This window comes from Pigmentiphaga humi (assembly GCF_900606115.1).
Classification (GTDB): domain Bacteria; phylum Pseudomonadota; class Gammaproteobacteria; order Burkholderiales; family Burkholderiaceae_B; genus Pigmentiphaga; species Pigmentiphaga humi.
This window is the reverse complement of sequence record NZ_UWPJ01000005.1, coordinates 25,983-47,350: the sequence shown is the minus strand read 5'-3', so window position 1 is coordinate 47,350 and position 21,368 is coordinate 25,983. Positions and strand designations below refer to the sequence as shown.

Below are 21,368 nucleotides of genomic sequence, written 5' to 3'. Positions count from 1 at the left end.
GCAATCCGGCGAGGCGGGGCATCATGGACATTCTCTTGGCAACGGCCGGCGTGGACGAGGCGCCCTGGCTGCTTGCGCTGCGCGAGGCGCTGCCGGCGGCGCGGGTGCGCAGTTGGCAGCCGGGCGACGATGCGCCCGCCGATTACCTGCTGTACTGGAAAGCGCCCGAGCAGGCGCTGGCCGACCGGCCCGGCCTGAAGGCCGTCTTCAACCTCGGCGCGGGCGTGGACGCCTTGCTCGCAGCCATGCGCGAGCATCCCGGCCTCGTCACGCATCGCGTGCCGGTGGTGCGCCTGGAGGATGCGGGCATGGCGCGGCAGATGGCGGAGTACGCGCTCTACTGCGCGCTGCGCTACCAGCGCCGCTTCGATGCGTATGAGGAGCAGGCGCGCGAGCGGGTATGGCGGCCGCTGGAGCCCTACCGGGCCGAGGCGTTCACGATAGGCGTGCTCGGCGCCGGCCAGCTCGGCCTGCCGGTGGCGCAAGCGCTGGCGGCGCAAGGGTTTCCGCTGCGGCTCTACAGCCGCACCGAGCGGTCGGTGCCGGGAATCGAGACCTACGCCGGACCCGACGCGCTGATCCGTTTCGCCTCCGGCGCGCGCATGCTGGTCAATCTCCTGCCCGACACGCCCGCCACCGCAGGCGTGCTGTCGGCCCGGGTGTTCGACGCCATGGCCGAGGGCGGCTACGTGGTGAACCTGGCCCGCGGTCCTCACCTCGTCGATACGGACCTGCTGGAGGCGCTCGCCCGCGGCAAGCTCGCCCGCGCGGCGCTTGACGTGTTCCGCGAAGAGCCGCTGCCGCAAGACCATCCGTTCTGGCGCCATCCCCGTATCGACATCACGCCGCACATCTCGGCACTGTCCCTGGTGGACGAGAGCGTGGCGCAGATCGCCGGCAGGATTGCCCGCCATGAAGCAGGCGAACCGCTTCGGGGGCTGGACTGGCGGCGGGGATATTGAATCAGGCGCGCATGCCTGCCGGCATGCTTTCCTCCGTGGGCAGGTAGCGCGGCTCCGAACCCGGCTCGCGGACCGGCCGGTAGCGCAGGTGGCGGTCATGCCAACGCGCCACCGTGCTGCGGTGGGCGATGCTGACGATGGCCGCCCGGGGCAGGCGTTCGACCAGCAGCGCGTACAGGGCGGCCTCGGTTTCTTCGTCCAGCGCCGAGGTGGCCTCGTCCAGGAACAGATAGTCCGGCTGCTGCAGGATGGCGCGGGCGAAGGCCAGGCGCTGTTGCTCGCCGGGCGACAGGCGCATCGCCCAATTGTCGCGCTCCTGCAGCTTGTCCGTCAGCCGGTCCAACCGGCAGTCGCGCAGCAGGTCGGCCAGCGCCGCGCCGCCGTGAGTGCCGGGCGGCGACGGGTAGTTCAGGGCGGCGGCCAGGGTGCCCGCGGGGATGTAGCTGCGCTGCGGCAGGAACAGGGTGCGCGCGCCGGCGGGCACCGCGATGCTGCCGCCGCCGTAGGGCCAGATGCCGGCCATGGCGCGGAACAGCACGCTCTTGCCGGCTCCGGACGGGCCCGTGACCAGCAGCCGCTCGCCCGGTCGCACGGTCATGGAGAAGGGCGCCGTCAGCGTGCGCCCGCCGCCTTGGCCGGGCAGCGCCAGCACCAGTCCGGCGGCCTCGATGGCGCCGGGCGCGGTGGAACCGGCGCGTTCCGTCACCGCGATGCCATGCTCGCCATCGCGCATGCCGTGCTCGGTTTCGGCCGATTGCAGCGCCGAGCCGAAGTCGAGCAGGCGGTTGGCGGCCGCCTGCCAGTTCACCAGCGAGGCATAGCCGTCCACGAACCAGGACAGCGCGCCCTGTACTTGTCCGAATGCGGAGGCGATCTGCATCAGCACGCCCAGCGTGATGGCGCCCGAGAAATAATTCGGCGCGGCCACGATCAGCGGAAAGACGATGGCGATCTGGCCGTAGCCGGAATTGACGAAGACCAGCCGGCGCGTATAGATCATCAGTCCGCGCCAGTTCTCGCGTATGTGGCCGAACGCGCCGTGCAGCCCCGCCCGCTCGGCGGGCTCGCCGCCGTACAGCGCGATGCCCTCGGCATTCTCCCGCAGCCGCATCAGCGCGTAGCGGAAGTCGGCCTCGGTCTGTTCCTGGCGGAAACTCAGGCCGATCAGCGGCTTGCCTATCTTGTGGGTCAGCCATGAACCGGCGGCGGCGTACAACACCGCGAACCACACCATGTAGCCGGGGATGGCGATGGTCCGGCCGCCCAGCGCGAACACCAGCGGCCCGGATATCATCCACAGCAGGGTGACGAAGGACAACAGCGTCACCACGGAATTGAGCAGTCCCAGCGACAGGGTCAGGCTGCTGCCGGCCAGCGTGCGCAGGTCCTCGGCGATGCGCTGGTCGGGGTTGTCGGCGCCGTGCGTCTGTTCGACCCGGTAATACGCCTGCCCCGTCGTCCAGCGGCGCAGCCATTGGCCGGTCAGCCAGGTGCGCCAGCGCATCTCCAGCATCATGGTGTAGTACTGCTTCATGATGGCGATGACGATGAACGCCGCCGCGATCGCGCAGAAGTGCGCCAGCTGCAGCTTGAACGCCGCGAAATCGCGCACCTCCAGTGCGTTGTAGAAGACGCGATTCCAGTTGGTTAGCCAGACGTTGGCCGCCACCAGGGCCAGGTTCAGCCCGACGACCAGGGCGAGCAGGCCCAGCGCCGCCTTGCGATCCTCGGAGACCCAATAGGGCTTGAGCAAGCGCCACGTGGCGCGCAGACGCAGCCGGCCGCGGATGTCGTTCGGGGAAAGCGGGGCCTGGGCGGATGAGGAGGTGTCTGCAGACATGGCCGGTGCTCGTGGAAGGCAGTCCGGCCATGCTAGCCATGCGAACTTAAAAAAGGCTTAAGAGGTCTCTCACGGAGCCAGGGCGGCCAGGCGGGCGGCTCGTACGGCTTCGCGGATGCCCTCGGGTTGGCCGGCGTGCCGGGCCGCGATGGCGCCGGCATCGACGGCCTTGACCGCGTCGCGCGCGGCGAGCCAGTCGTCCACGTCCACCGGTATCCGCCGCCGCGCAGCATGGAGCAGTTGTTCGAAGCGCTCGGGTTTGCGCAGGGCGTCCGTGCGTTCCAGCAAGGCCAGCACGCGCTCCGGATCCTTGCCCGCGCGCGGCAAGTCGGCCAGGACCTGTTGCAGCAGCCGGGCCATGTCGTTGCAGTCGTTCGAGGCCCGCAGCCGCTTGCCCAGGCCGGCCGGATCGGCGCTGTCCGAGCACAGCAGCGCATAGCGCGAGGCCAGCGGCAGCCCGGCATCGGCGGCTTCGTCCAGGATGTCCAGCAATTTGCCGTCCACCGCGAGGCCCGGCGCGATGCGGGACAGGGCGTCGGTGTCGGCCAGCACTTGCAGCATGCGGGACGGCCGCTCCTGCATCAGTCCGCGCGACAGCTCGCGCCAGACACGTTCGGGCACCAGCGCGTCGACTTCGCCGTCGGCGGCCATGCGGCGGCACAGTTCCAGGGTCTCGGGAACGACCGTGAAGTCGTGGAAGCGCGCCGCGAAGCGCGCCAGCCGCAGGATGCGCACCGGGTCTTCGGCGAAGGCGGCGCCGACGTGCCGGAAGCGCCTGGCGCGCAGATCGGCCTGTCCGCCGTAAGGGTCGACCAGTTGGCCGTCCGGCGTCCGGGCGATGGCGTTGATGGTCAGGTCGCGCCGCCCCAGGTCGTCTTCCAGCGTGACGTCGGCGCCGGTATGAAACGTGAATCCCTTGTAGCCCCGCCCCGATTTGCGCTCGGTGCGCGCCAGCGCGTACTCCTCGCGCGTGACGGGATGCAGGAACACGGGAAAATCGCCGCCCACCGGCACGAAGCCGCGCGCCGACATCTGCTCCGGCGTAGCGCCCACGACCACCCAATCGCGATCCCCCGCAGGCAGCCCCAGCAAGGCATCGCGCACCGCCCCGCCCACGACATAGACCTCCAGGCCTTCGGTCGCCGGGTCATCGCGCCTACTTTCTTGCACTGCCTCTCCAAAAAACGCGTTGATTTCCATCCAGGGCACAGCGGATCCGGCTCTGCCGGTCCGCCAGTGCCGCCCCCGGGAGGGCCCGCGTGAGCGGGTAGGGTGGGTCACCTTCTTCTGAAGCGGTCATAGCGGGTGTGTTCGCGCGGCCCGAGGTAGTCGGGCGCGATGGCTTCGAGCGCGGTCGGGTGCACGTCCAGCTCGGGCGCCAGCGGTTCGTCCAGCACGTTGTCGCTCTTGAGGGTGTCGAGATTGTCGCGCGAGATCAGCGGCGCGCCGGGCAGCATCTCCATGAAGGCGGCCTGCAGCCTGCCCAGTCCCATGGGCAGCGGCAGCACCCGGCGCGAGCGGCCGCTCCAGGCCGCGGCTTTTTCGATCAGGTCTTTCAGCGTGTAGGCCTGCGGGCCGGCCAGCGAATACGTCCTGCCGTAGGTGCGGTAGTCGTCCAGCGCATTGGCCATGGCTTGCGTCAGGTCGCCCACGTAGATGGGCTGCAGCCGCGTCGAACTGGCCGCCACCGGCAGCACCGGGAAGCATCGCGCCAGGGCGGCGAACGTGTTCAGGAAGCGGTCTTCCGGTCCGAACACCACCGAGGGCCGGAACACGGTCAGTTCTCCTTCGGGCCAGGCGTCGAATACGCGGTGCACGGCGGCCTCGCCGTCGCCCTTGGAGCGCCGGTACATGCTGGAGCCGCCGGAGTCCGCGCCCAGCGCGCTCATGTGCAGCAGCCGGGGCACGCGATGGGCCACGCAGGCGCGGGCCACCCGCTCGGGCAGTTCGACGTGCAGCTTGCGGAAGGTCTTGCCATAGGGCGTGCCCGAGTCGCCGTGCAGTACGCCCACCAGGTTGACGACGGCGTCGCGCCCTTGCACCAGGCGGTCCAGCGCCGCGTCGTCGAACAGATCGGCCTCGACGATGTCCACGGTCGGCAGGGGCAGCAGGTGGCGGGCGCTGATGTAGCGTCGGGTCGGCACCAGCAGCTTGCGGCCTTGCGCGGCCAGGCGAGCCACCAGGTGGCTGCCGATGAAGCCCGAGCCGCCCAGCACCAGGACGCGGGAATGAATCATGTTCATGGCGTAGCTCTGCCTCTCAAGGAATGGTGGTGGTCTCCGCCATCTGCGGAGCGACCACGCCCAGCCGCGCCTTGAGCGACTGGGGTTGGCCGGTGAACAGGGCCGCGTAGTACGTGGCGTTCGACAGCACCTTCTTCACGTAGTCGCGGGTCTCGGTGAACGGGATGGTCTCGGCGAAGATGGCGCCTTCCACCGGCCCGGGCAGCGTCGAGCGCCAGGTGTGCGGACGGCGCGGCCCGGCGTTGTAGCCGGCCGAGGCGAGCAGCGGCGACCCGCCCAGATCGTCCAGCACGATGCGCAGGTAGCTGGTGCCCAGGGTCAGGTTGGTGTCCATGTCGTTGACCCGATGGTGGCCGTATTCGGTCATGCCGATGCGCTTGGCCACCCATTTGGCGGTGGCGGGCATCAATTGCATCAGGCCCGAGGCGCCGACGCTGGAGCGGGCGTTCATGACGAAGCGGGACTCCTGGCGGATCAGGCCGTACACCCAGGTCGGATCCACGCCGATCTCGCCGGCCTTGTCCACCAGTTGGTCGCGGAACGGCGTCAGGAAGCGCAGGTTGAAATCGTGCTGGTCGCGGGTGCGCTCGGCAGTGTTGACGGCGCGGTCGTAGAGGTTGTCGCGGTGGGCGAGCTGGGCCGTCGCCAGCAACTGGCGATCGTTCATCCCCCGCAGCGCATGGTTCCACTCGCGCACGCCCTCGGTGCGCCAGCCCAGTCGCAGCAGCGCGATGGCGCGCTGCAGGGCCGGATCGTATTGCGCCCGGGCCAGTTCTTCGGGCGTGACCGGCGCGGCGGAGGTGGGGATCGTGGTCGATATGCCCAGTTCTTCCGCGGCCAGCTGCCCGTAGAAGTTGAACTGGCCGGCGATGCTGCGGAACTCCTCCTGGCCTTGCTGCACGGCGCCCAGCGCGACCAGGCCGCGGGCGTGCCAGTAGACCCAGGTGGGGTCGTCGCGCAGCGCGGGCGGCATCTGCTCGATATAGCGGTTCAGCGCGCGCCAGTCCACCGGCTGCTGGCGCAGCACCATGCGCGCGCGCCAGGCCTGGTTGTATTCGGTCAGCGTGCCGCCTTCGCCGGCCCGGTACCATTCCACTGCGACCGGATCGAGCTTGAACGACGCGAGCAGCGCGAACTGGTTGCGCACCCAGTTCGCGTCGTCGGCAGGCAGTTGCCGGGCCCAGTTGCGCTGGAAATACTCGTAGCCGACCTGAAGGTCGTTGCGGCCCAGCCGGCTGAGCGCGACCACGATCAGTTCGCGCGCCGCGCGGTCGCGCGGCAGCGGATTCTGCCGCGCCAGCCAGGCCATGGGCTGGTCCAGCGCGGCGTTGAGCGTCTTCAACTGGGCCGGCTCGAACACGTAGCGCGCCATGCGCTTGGCGTTGGCGAGCGCATTGGTTTCCAGCATGTCGCGCATCTGCGTGGAGAAATCCTGCCATTGCAGGACGCCGTCGGCCTGGAGCCGGTCGTACAGCGCCCAGCAGACGTCGCCCGGCTGGAATTTCTCGATGGCCTGGCGCGCGGTGACGCGCTGGCCGCGCGCCTGCATGGCCGCCAGGATGGCGCAATCGGCCTGCGGGGTGGTGACGGTGGTGTCGGCCAGCGTGCGCACCGTGGCGTAGTCGGCCTGGCGATAGGCCGCGAGCAGCCATTCGCCGCGCAGGCGCTCGGCCAGGTAGGTGCCCCGGTGGGCGTCGACGAATTCGTTCAGCTCGACTTCGGGCAGCGGCTTGCGCGTATCGTTCAACTGCTGGCGCAGCCACCAGTATTGCGGATAGGCGGCCAGCACGTGGCCCTGCACGCGCGGCACCAGGGCGCGCAGGGTGTCCCAATTGCCGGTTTGCGCGGCGGTGCGGGCGGCGATCAGGGCGTCGTCGGCGGGCGGCGCGGAGACCTGGGCACACGCGGTGCTCATCGCAGCACTTGCCAGCACGGCGGCAAATGCTGTAATCCGCATTCTGGAAAGCAGAGCTAGTGTAGCCATGACGTCAAGCATAGCATCGGGAAAACCCAGAGAAGACAGGGCGGCGGGCCAGGATGCCACGCCGGCGCGGCCGCAAGGCGAGGGGCTGCGAGCCCGGCTGCGGGCGCGGCGGGCCGCCATGGCGCCGGATGCGCGCGCTCGCGCCGACGCCCGCATCGTTGCGCTGCTGCAGGCCAGGATACACGAGGGCCTGGCCCGCAGCGCATGGGGCGGCGAGCCCGTGGTGCTGTCCGCGTTCTGGCCCATAGGCGGCGAGCCAGACCTGCGGCCGGCGCTGCACGGCTGGGCGGTCGATCCGCGCCTGCAACTGGCGCTGCCCGTGGTGGAGGCCATCGCGGCGCCGCTCGTGTTCCGTGCCTGGACCCCGGATACCGCGATGGCGCCGGGCGCCTACCGTATTCCCGAGCCTCAGGGCACGCCGGTCCGCGTGCCTCGCATCGTGCTGGTGCCCACGTTGGGTTTCACCGCGGAAGGGGATCGCATCGGCTACGGCGGCGGCTACTACGACCGAACCCTGGCGTCGCTGCGCGCCGCCGGCCCGGTACTGGCGCTGGGCGTCGCCTATGCCTGCAGCCGCCTGCAAGCCGGCGAACACGCGCCCGAGCCGCACGACATACGGCTGGACGACATCATTACGGAGGAGGGCCTCCCTCTACGCGCTGCTTAGTCCCACGCAAGCGAATGTCTCGACCCAGGGCACAGTGGATCCGGCTCCGCCGGTCCGCCAGTGCCGCCCCCCTGGGGGGCGCGCGTCAGCGCGTAGGGGGGGGACCCACCTCTTTCCAGATCGCCAGCGTCGCCTCGGCCTGGTTCATGGTGTAGAAGTGCAGGCCGGGCGCGCCGCCGTCGAGCAGGTCCTGGCACAGGCCCGCCACCACGTCGTGGCCGAAGGCGCGGAGGGAGGCTTTGTCGTCGCCGTACGAAGCCAGGCGCAGCTTGATCCAGCGCGGGATCTCGGCGCCGCACATGTCGGAGAAGCGCGCCAGCTGCGTGTAGTTCGTGATGGGCATGATGCCCGGCACGATGGGCGCCAGCACGCCCTTGGCCGTGGCGCGGTCGACGAAGTCGAAATAGGCGTCGGCGTTGAAGAAATATTGCGTGATGGCGCTGTTCGCCCCGGCTCGCATTTTCTCGACGAAGTGTTCCAGGTCGGCATCCGGGCCCGAGGCCTGCGGATGCATTTCCGGGTACGCCGCCACTTCGATGTGGAACCAGTCGCCGGTTTCGCGGCGCACGAAATCGACCAGGTCGCGGGCGTAGCGCAGCTCGCCCATGTCGCCCATGCCCGAGGGCATGTCGCCGCGCAGCGCCACCAGGCGCCGGATGCCGGCCTGCCGGTAGGCGGCGAGGATCTCGCGCAGGCTCTCTTTGGTGGAGCCTATGCAGGACAAATGCGGGGCGACCTGGTAGCCCAGCTTTTGCAGAATGTCCACGGCCAGCATGGTGCCGTCGCGGGTGGAGCCACCGGCGCCGAAGGTGACGCTGGCGAAATGCGGTCGCAGGCCATGGAGCTGCTGGGCGCTGCGAACCAGCCTGTCCTGCGCCGCGGCATCGCGCGGCGGGAAGAATTCCAGGCTGAAGACGGGCGCGGCGTCGGCCGGCGCCGCGCCGTAGGGAACGGACGAACTCACGTGAGGAAACCTGTTGAAAGAAGGGTCAGTTGGGCACGATGGCCGACAACAGGCCCGAGATCAGACTGTAGAGGACCGCGCCGATGACCGCCCACCAGAAACCGTTGACCTGGAAGCCCTTCAAGATGGAGCCGGCGAACCAGAACAGCAGGGCATTGAGCACCAGCAGGAACAGGCCCAGCGTGACCACGGTGATGGGCAGCGTGAGCAGCACCAGCACCGGCTTGACCAGCGAGTTCAGCAGGCCCAGCACCAGCGCGGCGACCAGCGCCGAGCCGAAGCTGGCAACGGTGATGCCGGGCAGCAGGTAGGCCACGACCAGCAGCGCCACCGCATTGAGCAACCAGATCAGTAACAGCGTCATTGCACACTCCTAGCCAGGTGGGGGTGCCCCGCGATCCGGGATGGGCGGGGCGGGAGGAAGCGGTCAGTAGCGGTAGTGTTCGGGCTTGTACGGGCCCTCGACCGGCACGTTGATGTAGGCGGCCTGGTCGGCACGCAGCTGCGTGAGCTGGACGCCCAGCTTCTTCAGGTGCAGCTTGGCGACCTTCTCGTCCAGGTGCTTGGGCAGCACGTAGACCTGGCCCCGGGTGTACTTCTCGTTATGGCTCCACAGCTCGATCTGGGCGATGGTCTGGTTGGCGAACGAGGACGACATCACGAACGAGGGATGGCCGGTGGCGCAGCCCAGGTTCACCAGCCGGCCCTGGGCCAGCAGGATGATGCGCTTGCCCGAGGGCAGGACGATGTGGTCGACCTGCGGCTTGATCTCTTCCCACTGGTATTGCTTGAGCGAAGCGACGTCGATCTCGTTGTCGAAGTGGCCGATGTTGCAGACGATGGCCTCGTCCTTCATCGCGACCAGGTGCTCGTGCGTGATCACGTGGTAGTTGCCGGTGGCGGTGACGAAGATGTCGGCCTTGTCGGCCGCGTATTCCATGGTCACGACCTTGTAGCCTTCCATCGCGGCTTGCAGCGCGCAGATGGGATCGACCTCGGTCACCCACACCTGGGCGCGCAGCGCGGCCAGTGCCTGGGCGCAGCCCTTGCCCACGTCGCCGTAGCCGCACACCACCGCGACCTTGCCCGCCACCATGACGTCTGTGGCGCGCTTGATGCCGTCCACCAGCGACTCGCGGCAGCCGTACAGGTTGTCGAACTTGGACTTGGTGACCGAGTCGTTGACGTTGATCGCCGCGAAGGCCAGCTCGCCCTTCTTGGACATCTGGTAGAGGCGGTGCACGCCGGTGGTGGTTTCCTCGGTCACGCCCTTGATCTGCGCCAGGCGGGTGGAATACCACTTGGGATCGCGCGCCAGCGTGGCGCGGATCGAGGCGAACAGCGCGGTCTCTTCCTCGCTGCCCGGCTTGGCCAGCACGGAGGGATCCTGCTCGGCCTTGCTGCCCAGGTGCAGCAGCAGCGTGGCGTCGCCGCCGTCGTCCAGGATCATGTTGGCATGGGCGCCGGCCGGCCATTCGAAGATCTGGTGGGTGTAGTCCCAGTAGTCGGCCAGCGATTCGCCCTTGACCGCGAACACCGGCGTGCCCGAGGCGGCGATGGCGGCGGCGGCGTGGTCCTGCGTCGAGAAGATGTTGCACGAGGCCCAGCGCACGTCCGCGCCGAGCGCCTTGAGCGTTTCGATCAGCACGGCGGTCTGGATGGTCATGTGCAGGCTGCCGGCGATGCGGGCGCCCTTGAGCGGCTGGATGGCGGCGAATTCTTCGCGGATCGCCATCAGGCCCGGCATCTCGGTCTCGGCGATGCCGATTTCGCGGCGGCCCCAGGCGGCCAGGGCGATGTCGGCGATGCGGTAGTCGGTGGAGGTGTCTTGAGGTACAGCGTTCATGGGGGCTCCAGGTTGCTTGTCCTGTGACGCCGCGGCATGAGCGGAAGGCTCGCCGCACGGCCTGCACAGGCAGGATCAGGGGCGAGCGCCGTTGCCGGGGAGCGGCGGCGCGCCTGGTGCGCGGCTCGACCGATCCGTAACCTGAGCCTGGCGGCCGGGCAAGAAATGCCGGTCGTCGCAACGCTCCTCAGGTCGAAGGCATTGTAGCGGGTTCCGGCCCGCCGTGGCGGCCCCGGATGCGGGTGCGGCGGACAGGATGCAACCGGAATTTGCCGCGGGATGCGGGCCCGGGCGTCAGGCCGCCCCTTGCGGATACCAGTCCAGTTCCTCGCGGGCCAGCGCCGGGTTCGCCGGAACCTGCAATTCCAGCAGCCGGTGCGCGATCGCGGTCCAGCCGTGCCGCAAGGCTTCCTGCCGGACCGCTTCACGGGGCAGTTCGAGCGCCCGCAGGCAGGCCTGGCGCAGGTCTTCGTGCAGGATGCCGGTGAGTCCTTCGCGCACGACGGCCAGCGGCGCTTCGCTGCGGTAGGCCGCGACCGGCGTGCCGCATGCGATCGCTTCGAGCATGACCAGGCCGAAGGTGTCGGTCAGGCTGGGAAAGACGAATACGTCGGCGGCCGCGTAATAGCGCGCCAATCGATCGTGGGGCGTCATGCCCGCGAACACCGTGTCCGGATACTTGCGGCGCAGCCGGGCCTCGTCCGGCCCGCCGCCCACCACCAGCTTGGTGCCGGGCAGGTCCAGCGACAGGAAGGCGTCCAGGTTCTTTTCTTTCGCCAGCCGACCCACGCTCAGGAAGACAGGGCCGGGATAGGGCAGCGGCTCGCGCTTGCCGGGCCGGAAAGCCTCGGTATCGACGCCGCGCGCCCAGACGTGCAGATTGCGCAGGCCGTGTGCGGCCAGCTTGTCGCGCACCGTGGGCGTGGGCACCAGCACGCGCTGCGAGGGCCGGTGGAACCAGCGCATGAACCGCCAGGTCAGGCTGGCCGGAATGCCCAGGCGCGCCTGCAGGTAGTCCGGGAACATGGTGTGGAACGAGGTCGTATGGTGCCAGCCGCGCTGCCGCGCCAGCCGGCGGGCCGCCAGGCCCAGCGGGCCCTCGGTGGCGATGTGCAGCGTGTCCGGCTCGCGGCCGTCGAGCGTGCGCAGCAGGTGGCGGCGCGGCTCGATGCACAGGCGCACGTCGGGCTCGGAAGGCGTCGGGACGGTGCGGCTGCCGGCCGGGCTGACGATCAGGAGTTCATGCCCCCAGGCCGTCAGGACCTGCTGCATGTAGGTCCAGGTATGGACGACGCCATTGACCTGGGGATGCCAGGCATCCGAGACGAGAACGATGCGCATGGGCGGCCGGATGTCGGTGCGATGCCGACATTTAGCCGCCCGGATGTGACACGGCCAAGACAGTCATGACCGCGGGGCGCGGTACCGTCAGCCCTTGCGCCGCGGATAGCCCTGCGCCCGTATGCGTTTCCACACCACCTGCTTTTCCTCGGGGCTCAGGAACACCCAGTTCGCCACTTCCATGGTGGTCCTGCCGCAGCCGCGGCAGATGTCGTCGAACAGCGTGGAGCACACGGCGACGCAAGGCGAATCGGCGGTCTCGGGGGGCGGGGGCGCTACGGGGAGGTCGGGCTTGTCGGTCATACCGGGCCAGTGTAGCGCCGATGGGGCCGGCTGCCGGCCTGGCCCGATGTCAGGCCGTCCTGCGCCGGCGGGCCGGGCGTCCGCCGCCGATGGGCAGCCCTGGCAGGGCCGGCGGCTTGCGCGCCTCGAACTCCCGTTGCAAGTGTTCCACCGCCAGCCTGACCTTCCGCGGCACGTGGCGCCGATGCGGATAGACTGCCCAGACCGCCTCTTCTTGCGGACGGTGCGCGGCCAGCAATTCCACCAGAGTGCCGGCGCGCAGGTGTTCTTCGACGTAGAAGTCGGGAAGCTGGCATAGGCCCAGTCCCAGGCGCACCGCGTCGATCACGGCATAGCCGCTGTTGCAGCGGAAGCGGCCGCTGGGCCGGTAGGCGCACGGCTGCCCCGCGAGCGTGAAGTGCCAGAATTCGTCCGCGCCGCAGATGCTGTCGTGGCTGTCCAGTTCCTCCAGCGTGCGCGGCGCGCCGCGCGCCTCGATGTAGGCGGGCGCGGCGCACAGGTAGCGCGTGCGGGACCCCAGCCGGCTCGCCACCAGCCGCGAATCGCTCAACTGGCCGAAGCGGATCGCCAGATCCATGCCTTCGTCAACCAGGTCCAGATGTTCATTCCACAGCAGCACATCGACCTTCAACTGCGGATGCGACAGCATGAAGCGATTGATCATCGGCACGATGAAGCGCTCCGAGCACGTCATGCGCAGCGTGCCCTGCAGCAGGGCCGATTCGTCCAATATCGCCGCAAGCGCCTCGTCGCGATCTTCCAGCAGCTGCCTGCAGCGCACGAAAAAACGCTCGCCGGCTTCGGTCAGGCTGACGCGCCGGGTCGACCGGTACAGCAAGCGCTGGCCCAGGCGGTCCTCCAGGCGCGCCACTTCGCGGCTGACCTGCGAGGCGGACAGGCCCAGGCGCCGTGCCGCCTGGGTGAAGCTGCGTCCCTGCGCGACGGTGTAGAACTCTTCGATACCTGCCCAATGACTCATGGTTGACCGCGTCGAAATAGCGGGAAGAGAACCGGAAACGATAGGATTATGCCGGCATGGCAATAGTATTTTCTTGATGAGGTGGATTATCTCTGGGCGGCATCATTTTTACACTCTCGCCAGAGGCGGGACGGGTTCGCCCCGCCGACTTGAACAGGAGATCCGCCATGGGGAACTATGTCCTCAACCACTGGTACGCCGCCGCCTGGAGCAGCGAGATCGGCGCCGGACCGCTGGGCCGCCGCCTGCTGGACGAGCCGGTGGTGCTGTTCCGCCAGGCCGACGGCAGCGTCGCGGCGCTGGCCGATCGCTGCCCGCATCGGCTCGTGCCCCTGTCCATGGGGACCTGTGTGGAAGGCAGGCTGCAGTGCACCTACCACGGCCTGCAATTCGATGGCGGCGGCCGCTGCGTGCACATTCCCGGCCAGGCCACGATTCCACCCAAGGCGAGCACGCGCAGCTTTCCGGTGGTGGAGCGCTATGGCGTGGTCTGGATCTGGATGGGGGAGGCCGAGCGTGCCGACCCTGTGCGGCTGTTTTCCATCTCCAAGCACGGGCAGGCGGGCTGGGACGTGATCGACGGGGGCTACCAACGCCATCCGTCCAACTACGTCAACATCATCGAAAATCTGATGGACCCGGCCCACACCACCTTCCTGCACTCGGGCACCATCGGCAACCCGCTGGCCGGCGAACAGCCGGTCGCCACCGAGCGCACCGACGATTACATCGTCGCGTATCGATGGCTGGAGAACACCTCGCCGTCGCCGCACGACCGGCGGCGCCTGAACGTGGGCGACGTCCCGGTCGACCGCGGGCAATTCTTCTATTTCCACCTGCCCTCGACTTCGCGCGTGGAAACCATCGTGCTGCCCGCCGGCGCGCCGCGCGATACCGACGAGCAGCTCTGCGCGGGGCTGCGCACCTACAGCTATAAGTTCCTGACCCCCGAGACGGCGTCCAGCACGCATTTCTTCTGGATGCACGTGCGCAACTATCAAGTGGGCGACGATCAGGCGGCGGCGATGCTGCGCGCGGCGCTCGAACGGACCTACCAGGAGGACCTGGAAATCGAGCTGGCCATGCAGCGCGCCCAGGAGGAAACGGGCCTGCGTCAATTGGTCTCGCTGCGCATCGACCATGCTCCCGTGATGGCGGCACGGATGCTGGCGCAAATGGTCGAGGACGAGCGGGCGTAGCCGGCGAGTAGGCCGGGGCGGCGGACACCGCGCCGTTTCAGGAAAAATAGAAACGCAAGGCGTTGTCGGCAAAAATCCGGCGGCGCGCGTCGGGATCGGGGACGGTGTCCGCGAGCCAGTCTATGGCTGCCTGGTAGCTCATGGTGGATTCCGCTCCCACGAAGGGGCAGTCGCTGGCCCACATCAGGCGGTCGGTGCCGGCTTCCTTGCACAATACCTGCGCGCATTCGCGGGCATGGGAGCCGAGCCGGTAGGCGCCCGACATCTTGACCCACGCGCGCCCGGACTGCACCGACCGGATCATGGCCTGGAAGCCCGCGCCGCGCCAGCTGTCCTCGGGGCCGGGCCGGCCGATGTGGTCGATGACGATCTTCACACCGGAGGCTTCCAGCGCGGGCAGCACTTCGGGGATGCGCGGCCCCTCGATGTGCAGGTGCACGTGCCAGTCGAGGTCCGCCAGGCGCCGCAGGAACTTGCGGTAGTTCCACGAATCGAGATCGGGCAGTTCGCGCATGCTGATGAAAGGCAGGCGCACGCCCCGCACGCCCGCCGCGTGCATGTCTTCGAGGATCAGCCTTTCGATGCCGGGGTCGACGATGACGGTACCGCGCAGCCGCGGCGATTTGCGCAGCGACTCGATCACGTAGTCGTTGTAGTCGCCCCATGGGCTGGCGGCGGCGATGACGGCGAATTGCACGCCGTGCGCGTCCATGGTTTCCAGCAACTGCTCCACGGTAAAGCTGTAGCCGGGCGTGTGGCGCGGATTGGGCACCAGCGGCATGTCGCGCGTGAAGACGTGCACGTGGGCGTCGACCAGCAGCGGGCCGGCAGAAGGGGAAGAAAACGTCACGAAGCGGGCTCCTGCTAGTTCTGTTGTACGGGGATGCCGGCCTGGCGGATCACGCCGGCCCATTTTTCGACGTCGCGCCGCAGCACCTGCCCCAGTTCGGCCGGGGTGCTGCCCCGCGCTTCGGTGCCGAGCGATTCGAGCCGCTTGCGGATGTCGGGTTCCTGCAGCACCTGGTTGACGGCCGCGTTCAGACGGGCGACGCGGTCCGGCGGCGTGCCGGCGGGCGCGAACAGCGCGTTCCAGCCTTCCACCTCGTAGCCGGGCACGCCGCTTTCCGTGACGGTCGGGACCTTGGGGAGCCAGCTCGAGCGCTTGTGGCCGGTCGCCGCGACCGCCGTGACCTGGCCCGAATCGATGGCGCCCTTGAGCGCCGCATAGGACTCGAACATGACGTCGATGTCGCCGCGCAGCAGGGCCGTGAGCACTTCAGGCGTGCTCTTGAACGGCACGGTCATGGCCTGGATGCCGGACATGGACTTGAACAGTTCGGCCGACAAGTGTTGCGTGCTGCCCGGATTGATCGTGCCAAGGACGATCTGGCGCTGCTTGCCTGCTTCCAATAGCGATGCCAGGGTGGGGTATTTGCCCTGGGCCTTGGTGAGCAGCACCAGGTCGAAATAGGCCGCCGTCGAGATAGGCGTGAAGTCTTTCTCGGCGTCGAAAGGCAGCTTGAACAGGGTTTTGCTGATGGCGGTGCCGTTGGCGAACACCGCCAGCGTATAGCCGTCGCGCGGCGCGGTCAGGACGGCGTTGGCGGCGACCACGCCGCCCGCGCCGGGCTTGTTCTCCACGATCACCTGCTGGCCCAGCCGGTCGGAAAGTCGCTGGGCGACCAGGCGCATGGAGATGTCGGCGAGCCCGCCCACGCCGAAGGGAATGATCATGCGCAGGGGCTGGCTGGGAAAGCTGCCCGACTGGGCGCCGGCCGGGCCCGCCATGGGCAAAGCGAGCAGGGCGGCCAGGGCCAGGCATGCGGGCGCTCGTGCGAGCAGCCGGCGGCGGGGGTGGTGCATGTGCGTCTCCTTGCGAAACGGCCCTGGCCTGCGCGCTCGGCGCGGAGGGCCTTTATTGCAGGGAGCCAGTCTATGCAGGGGGCACGGCCGGGACAAATGAATTGTTTGGCGGATTCATGCGCCGTATTCATCGAGGTCCGCAAGATTGCGCCGGATGCCTTCCGCCAGCAGTTCGCGCATCGCCTGCGCGGGCGGCGCCAGCCGAGCGCCGCGTCGCGTCACGATGGCCAGTTCGCGCGCCACGTGCGGCGCTTGCAGCGCGCAGGTGCGGATGCCGGGCACGTTGCGGGCGCTCAGGGCCGGAACGATGGTCAGCCCCAGCCCGTTGGCCACCAGATCCAGGGCGATCGAGGTGTGCTGAGTCTCGTAGATCCAGCGGAACGAGAGCCGGCGCTCGCCCAGCGCGTCGTCGATGGTGGCGGCGTTGCCCGCCGGCAGGCTGATCCGTATCAGGGTTTCGCCGCGCAGCTGTTCCCACTCCACGCAGCGGGACCGCGCCAGCGGATGATCGGGCGGGCAGGCCAGCACGAAAGGCTCTTGCGCGAAAACTTCCATGTCCAGGCCGTAGCGGTTGGAGCTGGCCAGCGATACGCCGAAGGCGGCGGCGCCGTTGTGCACGTGTTCGGCGATTTCGCTGATGGAGTCGTCCATGATGCGCACCGCGACTTCGGGATAGCGCCGGGCAAAGGCCCGCAGCACGGGTGCGAGCTGCGATATCGCCAGCGTCGGCAGGCAGCCGACCACCAGCCAGGGCGGCGCATCCAGAGTGTGCTGCCTGACCGTGTCGTAGGAACGCTCGAGCTCCTGCATGGCGCTGCGCACCCGCGGCAGCAGTGCGCGGCCGGCGTCGGTCAGCGTGATGCTGCGCGTGGTGCGCGTCAGCAGCTTCATGCCCAGGCTGTCCTCCAGCTTGCGCAGGCGATGGCTGACCGCCGTTTGAGAAAGATTCAGGTGCGTGGCGGCCGGCAGGAAACCGCCGTGCTCGACGATGCAGAGGAAGGCCTGCATGCCGAGAAAATCGATCTGCATGGATGTCTCGGGAAAAATCGACAAGCGGCCATCATCGGCAGCGGGCCGGCTGCATGCAAGAGATTCATCGACCGGTGCAAAACAAGTCCATGGCGCTTTCGGGCGGCAAAGTCCGGGCTGAACGGCGCATTTCCCGCCGCGGCAGGTGTTTATTCGAAATCGCTTGTTCCCCCGGCCGGCATGCTGTTCTAGCATAGACGTTTCCCCATTTTTTTCAGCGGCGCGCAGATGACACTGACCACCACTCGCCTCGGCCGTACCGGCCTGACCGTGAGCCGCCTGGCGCTCGGCACCATGACCTTCGGCCTGCAGACCGACGAATCCGCCGCTTGCCGGATCCTCGACAAGGCGGTCGAGGGCGGCATCAACTTCCTCGATACCGCCGACGTCTATCCGCTGGGAGGCGGGTTGCGAACCGTCGGCGCCACCGAGGAGATTCTCGGCCGCTGGCTGCGCGCCGTCCCCGGCAGGCGCGAAGGCCTGGTCGTGGCGACCAAGGCGTTCGGCCGGGTCGGCCCGCATCCCTGGGACCAGGGAGCGTCGCGCAAGCACCTGCTGGCCGCGGTCGATGGCTCGCTCGAGCGCCTGCAGACCGATTACGTCGATCTCTACCAGCTGCATGGCGACGATGCGAACACGCCGCTCGACGAGACCCTGGAGGCGCTGGACACGATCGTGCGTTCCGGCCGGGCCCGGTATGTCGGCGTCTCCAATTTCCTCGCCTATCGCCTGGCCCGGGCGATCGGCCGCTCGGAGCTGCACGGACTGGTCCGCTTCGTTTCGGTGCAGCCGCGCTATAGCCTGCTGTTTCGGGAGATCGAGCGCGAGCTGCTGCCGCTGGCGCAGGAAGAGGGCTTGGGCGTGATTCCCTACAACCCCCTGGCCGGCGGGCTGCTGACCGGCAAGCATCGCCGCGGCGCGCCGACCGAGGGCACGCGCTTCACCCTGGGCAATGCGGCCGAACGCTATCAGGAGCGCTACTGGTCCGACCGCTACTTCGATACGGTGGACGCCTTGCAGGAAATCGCGCGCGAAGCGGGCGTGCCGCTGACGACACTGGCCATCGCCTGGGTGCTCGCCAATCCTGCGATCACCGCGCCGCTGCTGGGGGCCAGCCGGCCCGAGCAACTGGCCGATACGCTGGCCGCGGCCGACTACGCGCTCGATCCGGAACTCAAGCGCAGGCTGGACGACCTGACCCAGGTCTACCGCTGGGGCGACGCGGCGCGTTGAACGGAGCCCGGGGCTGCCCTTGCGCGGCCCGTGGCCGACTCATCATTCGGTCGTCCGGATGTCGACGCGCACCGGGGCGCCGCGCGACAGCGTGCCGTAGATCGGGCAGGTGGCCTGGAATTCGGCCACCAGGGCTTCGGCCTCTTGCCGGCTCGGCCCCTCCAGGTCGAACGCCAGCGTGATGGCAGCGTACCGGCCGGGCTCGTCCGGGTCGCGTTCCGAGCTGGCCGAGACGCTCAGGTAGTGCAGCGCCAGGCCGCGGCCGGCGGCGGCGTCGGCCACGATCGAGGTCGCGCAGCTGGCCAGTGCCGCCACCAGCAGTTCTCCGGCCAGCCACGGTTCGCCGGTCCCGCCGCGTTCGGGCGTGGCGCCGGACACCAGGTAGTTGTGGCGGGAACGGAGCAGCCAGGTGCCGGGCTGGCCGGTGGTGGTCGCTAGGGCTTGGTTGGGCATGAAAAACTCCTGCTGATGGGTAAGGCTGGCGTTGCGGCTGCGGCGGCGCACCGCCGCCTTAGGGCCGGGGCAGGCCGAGCCGGTCGCGCAGCGTCGTGCCTTCGTAGTCCGTGCGGAACAGGCCGCGGCGCTGCAGCTCAGGCACGACGAGATTGGCGAAGTCGTCCAGGCCGCCGAACAGATACGGGATCTGGATCATGAAGCCGTCGCAGGCGGATTGCGTGAACCATTGCTCGATCCGGTCGGCGACTTCCTTGTAGCCGCCGATGAAATCGCGGTTCGTCTTGATGGCGTACTGCTTGCCGATCTGCGCCAGCGACATGCCGTGCTTGCGGGTGAGTTCGGCCACTTCCTTGTAATGTCCGTGGATGCCCGGCTGCTCGATCTCGGGCAGCGGCGTGTCCTGCGGGAACCGTGACAAATCGATGTCCAGGTGGTAGGCCAGGGTGGACAGGCCGGCCTTCGCGTCCGCCAGGTCCGTCAACAGCGCATCCTTGGCCCGGGCGATCTCGCCGGTTTCTCCCGTCAGCGGCGCGATGCCGGGCAATATCTTCAGTCCGTCCGGGTCGCGGCCCTGCGCCGCGGCGCGCTGTTTCATCTCCCGGTAGAAGGCCTGCGCCGATTCGAGCGAGGCATGCGTGACGAAGATGACGTCGGTCCAGCGGGCGGCGAAATCCTTGCCGCGGCTCGACGCGCCGGCCTGGACGAAGACCGGCCGGCCCTGCGGCGGCCGGCTCACGTTCAGCGGGCCTTCCACCTGGAACCAGCGGCCGCGGTGGTCGATGGGGCGGACCTTGGACGGGTCGGCGAACAAGGGGGCGGCGGCATCGCGCACCAGCGCGCCGTCCTCCCAGCTGTTCCACAGCTTGCAGGCCACTTCCAGGAATTCGTCCGCGCGATCGTAGCGTTCGTCGTGGCTGATATGGTCCTCGCGGCCGAAGTTGCGCGCCTCGGCGTGCTGGAAAGAAGTGACGATATTCCAGGCGGCGCGGCCGCCGCTCAAGTGGTCCAGCGTGGCCAGCGAACGCGCCACGTCGTAGGGCTCGAAATACGTGGTGGATATCGTTGCCGCCAGGCCCAGGTGTTCGGTATGGCCGGCGATCAGCGACAGCACCGACAGCGGCTCCAGGCGCAGCGCGCCCAGCGCGCCGTAGCGCAGCTGGCTGTCGAGGCTGTTCTCCAGGCGCGTGGGAATGGCGAGGATGTCGGCGATGAACAGCAGGTCGAAGCGCGCGGCCTCGAGCTTGCGGCCCAGCTTGCGGTAGTAGCCGGCGGACAGCAGGTCGAGGTCGGCCCCCGGGTAGCGCCATCCGCCGTGGTTGCCGGATACGGGACCGGCGGCCGCGAAAGCGGCCAGGTGTAGCGTGCGGTCGGACATGGTTTCTCTCAGTCCGCCTTGATGCCGGCCTGTGCGACCAGGTTTTTCCAATGCGCATAGTCCTGCGCGACGAAGGACTGGAACGCGGCGCCCTGCTGGGTCATGGACTCGGTGCCCAGGTCGGCCAGGCGCTTGCGCGTGTCGGGCTGGGCCAGCACGGCCGAGAGCGCCTGCGCCAGCCGCTGCCGGATCTCGGCGGGCAGCCGCGCGGGCGCGAAAATGCCGAACCATGCGGTGATCTGAGCACCGGGGACGCCGGCTTCGGCGGCGGTCGGCACGTCGGGCAGCACGGCGCTGCGCTGCGCGGCGGTGACGGCGAGCGGCGTCAGCTTGCCGGCGCGGATGTGCTGCTGCGCCGTCGGCGCCAGATCGAACATGAAGTCGACCTGTCCGGCCAGCAGGTCGTTCAGCGCGGGGGCGCTGCCCTTGTAGGGAATGTGGGTGATCCGGATGCGCTCGACCGAGCCCAGCAGCTCGCCGCCAAGGTGGTTGGACGAGCCGGTGCCCGCCGAGGAATAGTTCAGCTCGCCGGGATGGGCGCGGGCGTAGGCCACCAGGTCCTTCAGGATGCGGAATCCCCGCTTGGGATGGGAGACGATGACGTAGGGCACCTCCGCGATCGCCGCCACCGCCGTGAAGTCCCGTACGGGGTCGTAGCCGATGTCGGCCTGCAAGGCCGGGTTGATCGCATGCGAGGTGCTGGTGCCGACGAACAGCGTGTAGCCGTCGGCGGGCGCGGCGGCCACATAGCGCGCGCCGATGGCGGTGCCGCCGCCGGCGCGGTTCTCGACCAGTACCGTTTGCCCCAGCTCGGGCGGAAGGCGCTCGGCCAGCAGGCGTCCCAGAATGTCGGCCGTGCCGCCCGGCGGGTAAGGCACGACGAGACGGATCGGTTTGTCGGGATACGGTTGCTGGGCAAACGATGCGGAGGCGGCGGCGCCCAGGACCAGGGCTGCGCCCAGGCGCGTCAGGAAACGAAACAAAGTGGGGGCCATGTTGCGATGGCCGGCGGCCATGCCGATGGCGCCGGCGACAGGAACGCGCAGGACGAGCCGCTGCGCAGTCGGCCCTGCCATCCTAGGCG

20 protein-coding genes and 1 riboswitch are annotated in these 21,368 nt (G+C 68.9%); of the genes, 4 read left to right on the top strand and 16 right to left on the bottom strand.

Translation table 11 applies throughout. The annotated features are described in order from the left end of the window. Positions 1-23: 23 nt before the first annotated feature. Positions 24-962: a 2-hydroxyacid dehydrogenase gene (locus PIGHUM_RS00545; protein WP_124077297.1), complete on the top strand. Its 939-nt coding sequence runs from the start codon at positions 24-26 to the stop codon at positions 960-962. Between the two features lies 1 nt (position 963). On the opposite strand, the gene PIGHUM_RS00540 is transcribed toward PIGHUM_RS00545, so the two are convergent. The 4 genes from PIGHUM_RS00540 to PIGHUM_RS00525 form a co-directional block, all read right to left on the bottom strand. Beyond that, a complete protein-coding gene (locus PIGHUM_RS00540; RefSeq protein ID WP_124077296.1) occupies positions 964-2,802 on the bottom strand; it encodes an ABC transporter ATP-binding protein/permease in 1,839 nt (612 codons plus the stop codon). Positions 2,803-2,871: 69 nt separating this feature from the next. Next, on the bottom strand, positions 2,872-4,002 hold the full coding sequence (locus PIGHUM_RS00535; RefSeq protein WP_124077710.1) for a tRNA nucleotidyltransferase/poly(A) polymerase-related protein: 1,131 nt from the start codon (positions 4,000-4,002) through the stop codon (positions 2,872-2,874). Positions 4,003-4,079: 77 nt separating this feature from the next. Continuing rightward, positions 4,080-5,039 carry a complex I NDUFA9 subunit family protein gene (locus PIGHUM_RS00530; RefSeq protein ID WP_124077709.1) on the bottom strand — a complete coding sequence of 320 codons (960 nt, stop codon included), beginning with the start codon at positions 5,037-5,039 and terminating at the stop codon, positions 4,080-4,082. 22 nt (positions 5,040-5,061) lie between these two features. Then, positions 5,062-6,960: a lytic transglycosylase domain-containing protein gene (locus PIGHUM_RS00525; protein ID WP_124077295.1), complete on the bottom strand. Its 1,899-nt coding sequence runs from the start codon at positions 6,958-6,960 to the stop codon at positions 5,062-5,064. 67 nt (positions 6,961-7,027) lie between these two features. Between PIGHUM_RS00525 and PIGHUM_RS00520 the strand changes: the two genes are divergently transcribed. Continuing rightward, positions 7,028-7,696 carry a 5-formyltetrahydrofolate cyclo-ligase gene (locus PIGHUM_RS00520; protein WP_124077294.1) on the top strand — a complete coding sequence of 223 codons (669 nt, stop codon included), beginning with the start codon at positions 7,028-7,030 and terminating at the stop codon, positions 7,694-7,696. 85 nt (positions 7,697-7,781) lie between these two features. Here the strand turns inward: PIGHUM_RS00520 and metF are convergent, their stop codons facing one another. From metF to PIGHUM_RS00490, 6 genes are all read right to left on the bottom strand, one after another. Then, positions 7,782-8,660, bottom strand: coding sequence for a methylenetetrahydrofolate reductase [NAD(P)H] (metF, locus tag PIGHUM_RS00515; RefSeq protein ID WP_124077293.1), 879 nt, complete (start codon positions 8,658-8,660; stop codon positions 7,782-7,784). A 25-nt stretch (positions 8,661-8,685) separates the two neighbouring features. Then, a complete protein-coding gene (locus PIGHUM_RS00510) occupies positions 8,686-9,024 on the bottom strand; it encodes a phage holin family protein (RefSeq protein ID WP_124077292.1) in 339 nt (112 codons plus the stop codon). Between the two features lie 63 nt (positions 9,025-9,087). Next, the gene (gene ahcY, locus PIGHUM_RS00505; protein WP_124077291.1) at positions 9,088-10,506 is read right to left on the bottom strand and encodes an adenosylhomocysteinase; all 1,419 of its coding nucleotides are present in this window, start codon (positions 10,504-10,506) and stop codon (positions 9,088-9,090) included. Positions 10,507-10,582: 76 nt separating this feature from the next. Beyond that, positions 10,583-10,701: riboswitch (S-adenosyl-L-homocysteine riboswitch) on the bottom strand. A 99-nt stretch (positions 10,702-10,800) separates the two neighbouring features. After that, positions 10,801-11,847: a glycosyltransferase family 4 protein gene (locus tag PIGHUM_RS00500; protein ID WP_124077290.1), complete on the bottom strand. Its 1,047-nt coding sequence runs from the start codon at positions 11,845-11,847 to the stop codon at positions 10,801-10,803. Between the two features lie 87 nt (positions 11,848-11,934). Further along, on the bottom strand, positions 11,935-12,150 hold the full coding sequence (locus PIGHUM_RS00495; RefSeq protein WP_124077289.1) for a DUF1289 domain-containing protein: 216 nt from the start codon (positions 12,148-12,150) through the stop codon (positions 11,935-11,937). 49 nt (positions 12,151-12,199) lie between these two features. Next, on the bottom strand, positions 12,200-13,129 hold the full coding sequence (locus PIGHUM_RS00490) for a LysR substrate-binding domain-containing protein (protein WP_124077288.1): 930 nt from the start codon (positions 13,127-13,129) through the stop codon (positions 12,200-12,202). Between the two features lie 167 nt (positions 13,130-13,296). Between PIGHUM_RS00490 and PIGHUM_RS00485 the strand changes: the two genes are divergently transcribed. Then, positions 13,297-14,328 (top strand): aromatic ring-hydroxylating dioxygenase subunit alpha, encoded by a 1,032-nt coding sequence (locus PIGHUM_RS00485; RefSeq protein ID WP_124077287.1) that lies wholly within the window; start codon positions 13,297-13,299, stop codon positions 14,326-14,328. 37 nt (positions 14,329-14,365) lie between these two features. Here PIGHUM_RS00485 and PIGHUM_RS00480 read toward each other — a convergent pair whose 3' ends face one another. The 3 genes from PIGHUM_RS00480 to PIGHUM_RS00470 form a co-directional block, all read right to left on the bottom strand. Beyond that, positions 14,366-15,178: an amidohydrolase family protein gene (locus PIGHUM_RS00480; RefSeq protein ID WP_246012845.1), complete on the bottom strand. Its 813-nt coding sequence runs from the start codon at positions 15,176-15,178 to the stop codon at positions 14,366-14,368. 14 nt (positions 15,179-15,192) lie between these two features. Further along, positions 15,193-16,191: a Bug family tripartite tricarboxylate transporter substrate binding protein gene (locus tag PIGHUM_RS00475; RefSeq protein ID WP_124077285.1), complete on the bottom strand. Its 999-nt coding sequence runs from the start codon at positions 16,189-16,191 to the stop codon at positions 15,193-15,195. A 114-nt stretch (positions 16,192-16,305) separates the two neighbouring features. Then, on the bottom strand, positions 16,306-17,220 hold the full coding sequence (locus tag PIGHUM_RS00470; protein ID WP_160142085.1) for a LysR family transcriptional regulator: 915 nt from the start codon (positions 17,218-17,220) through the stop codon (positions 16,306-16,308). A gap of 228 nt (positions 17,221-17,448) precedes the next feature. On the opposite strand from PIGHUM_RS00470, the gene PIGHUM_RS00465 reads away from it, so the two are divergent. Beyond that, positions 17,449-18,453 carry an aldo/keto reductase gene (locus PIGHUM_RS00465; protein WP_124077283.1) on the top strand — a complete coding sequence of 335 codons (1,005 nt, stop codon included), beginning with the start codon at positions 17,449-17,451 and terminating at the stop codon, positions 18,451-18,453. A gap of 42 nt (positions 18,454-18,495) precedes the next feature. Here PIGHUM_RS00465 and PIGHUM_RS00460 read toward each other — a convergent pair whose 3' ends face one another. Genes PIGHUM_RS00460 through PIGHUM_RS00450 form a run of 3 tightly spaced genes read right to left on the bottom strand, consistent with a single transcriptional unit; the run spans position 18,496 to position 21,360 of the window. After that, on the bottom strand, positions 18,496-18,906 hold the full coding sequence (locus PIGHUM_RS00460; protein ID WP_124077282.1) for an OsmC family protein: 411 nt from the start codon (positions 18,904-18,906) through the stop codon (positions 18,496-18,498). Positions 18,907-18,964: 58 nt separating this feature from the next. Beyond that, the gene (locus tag PIGHUM_RS00455) at positions 18,965-20,284 is read right to left on the bottom strand and encodes an LLM class flavin-dependent oxidoreductase (protein ID WP_124077281.1); all 1,320 of its coding nucleotides are present in this window, start codon (positions 20,282-20,284) and stop codon (positions 18,965-18,967) included. 8 nt (positions 20,285-20,292) lie between these two features. Further along, on the bottom strand, positions 20,293-21,360 hold the full coding sequence (locus PIGHUM_RS00450; RefSeq protein ID WP_246012844.1) for a tripartite tricarboxylate transporter substrate binding protein: 1,068 nt from the start codon (positions 21,358-21,360) through the stop codon (positions 20,293-20,295). Positions 21,361-21,368 lie beyond the last annotated feature (8 nt).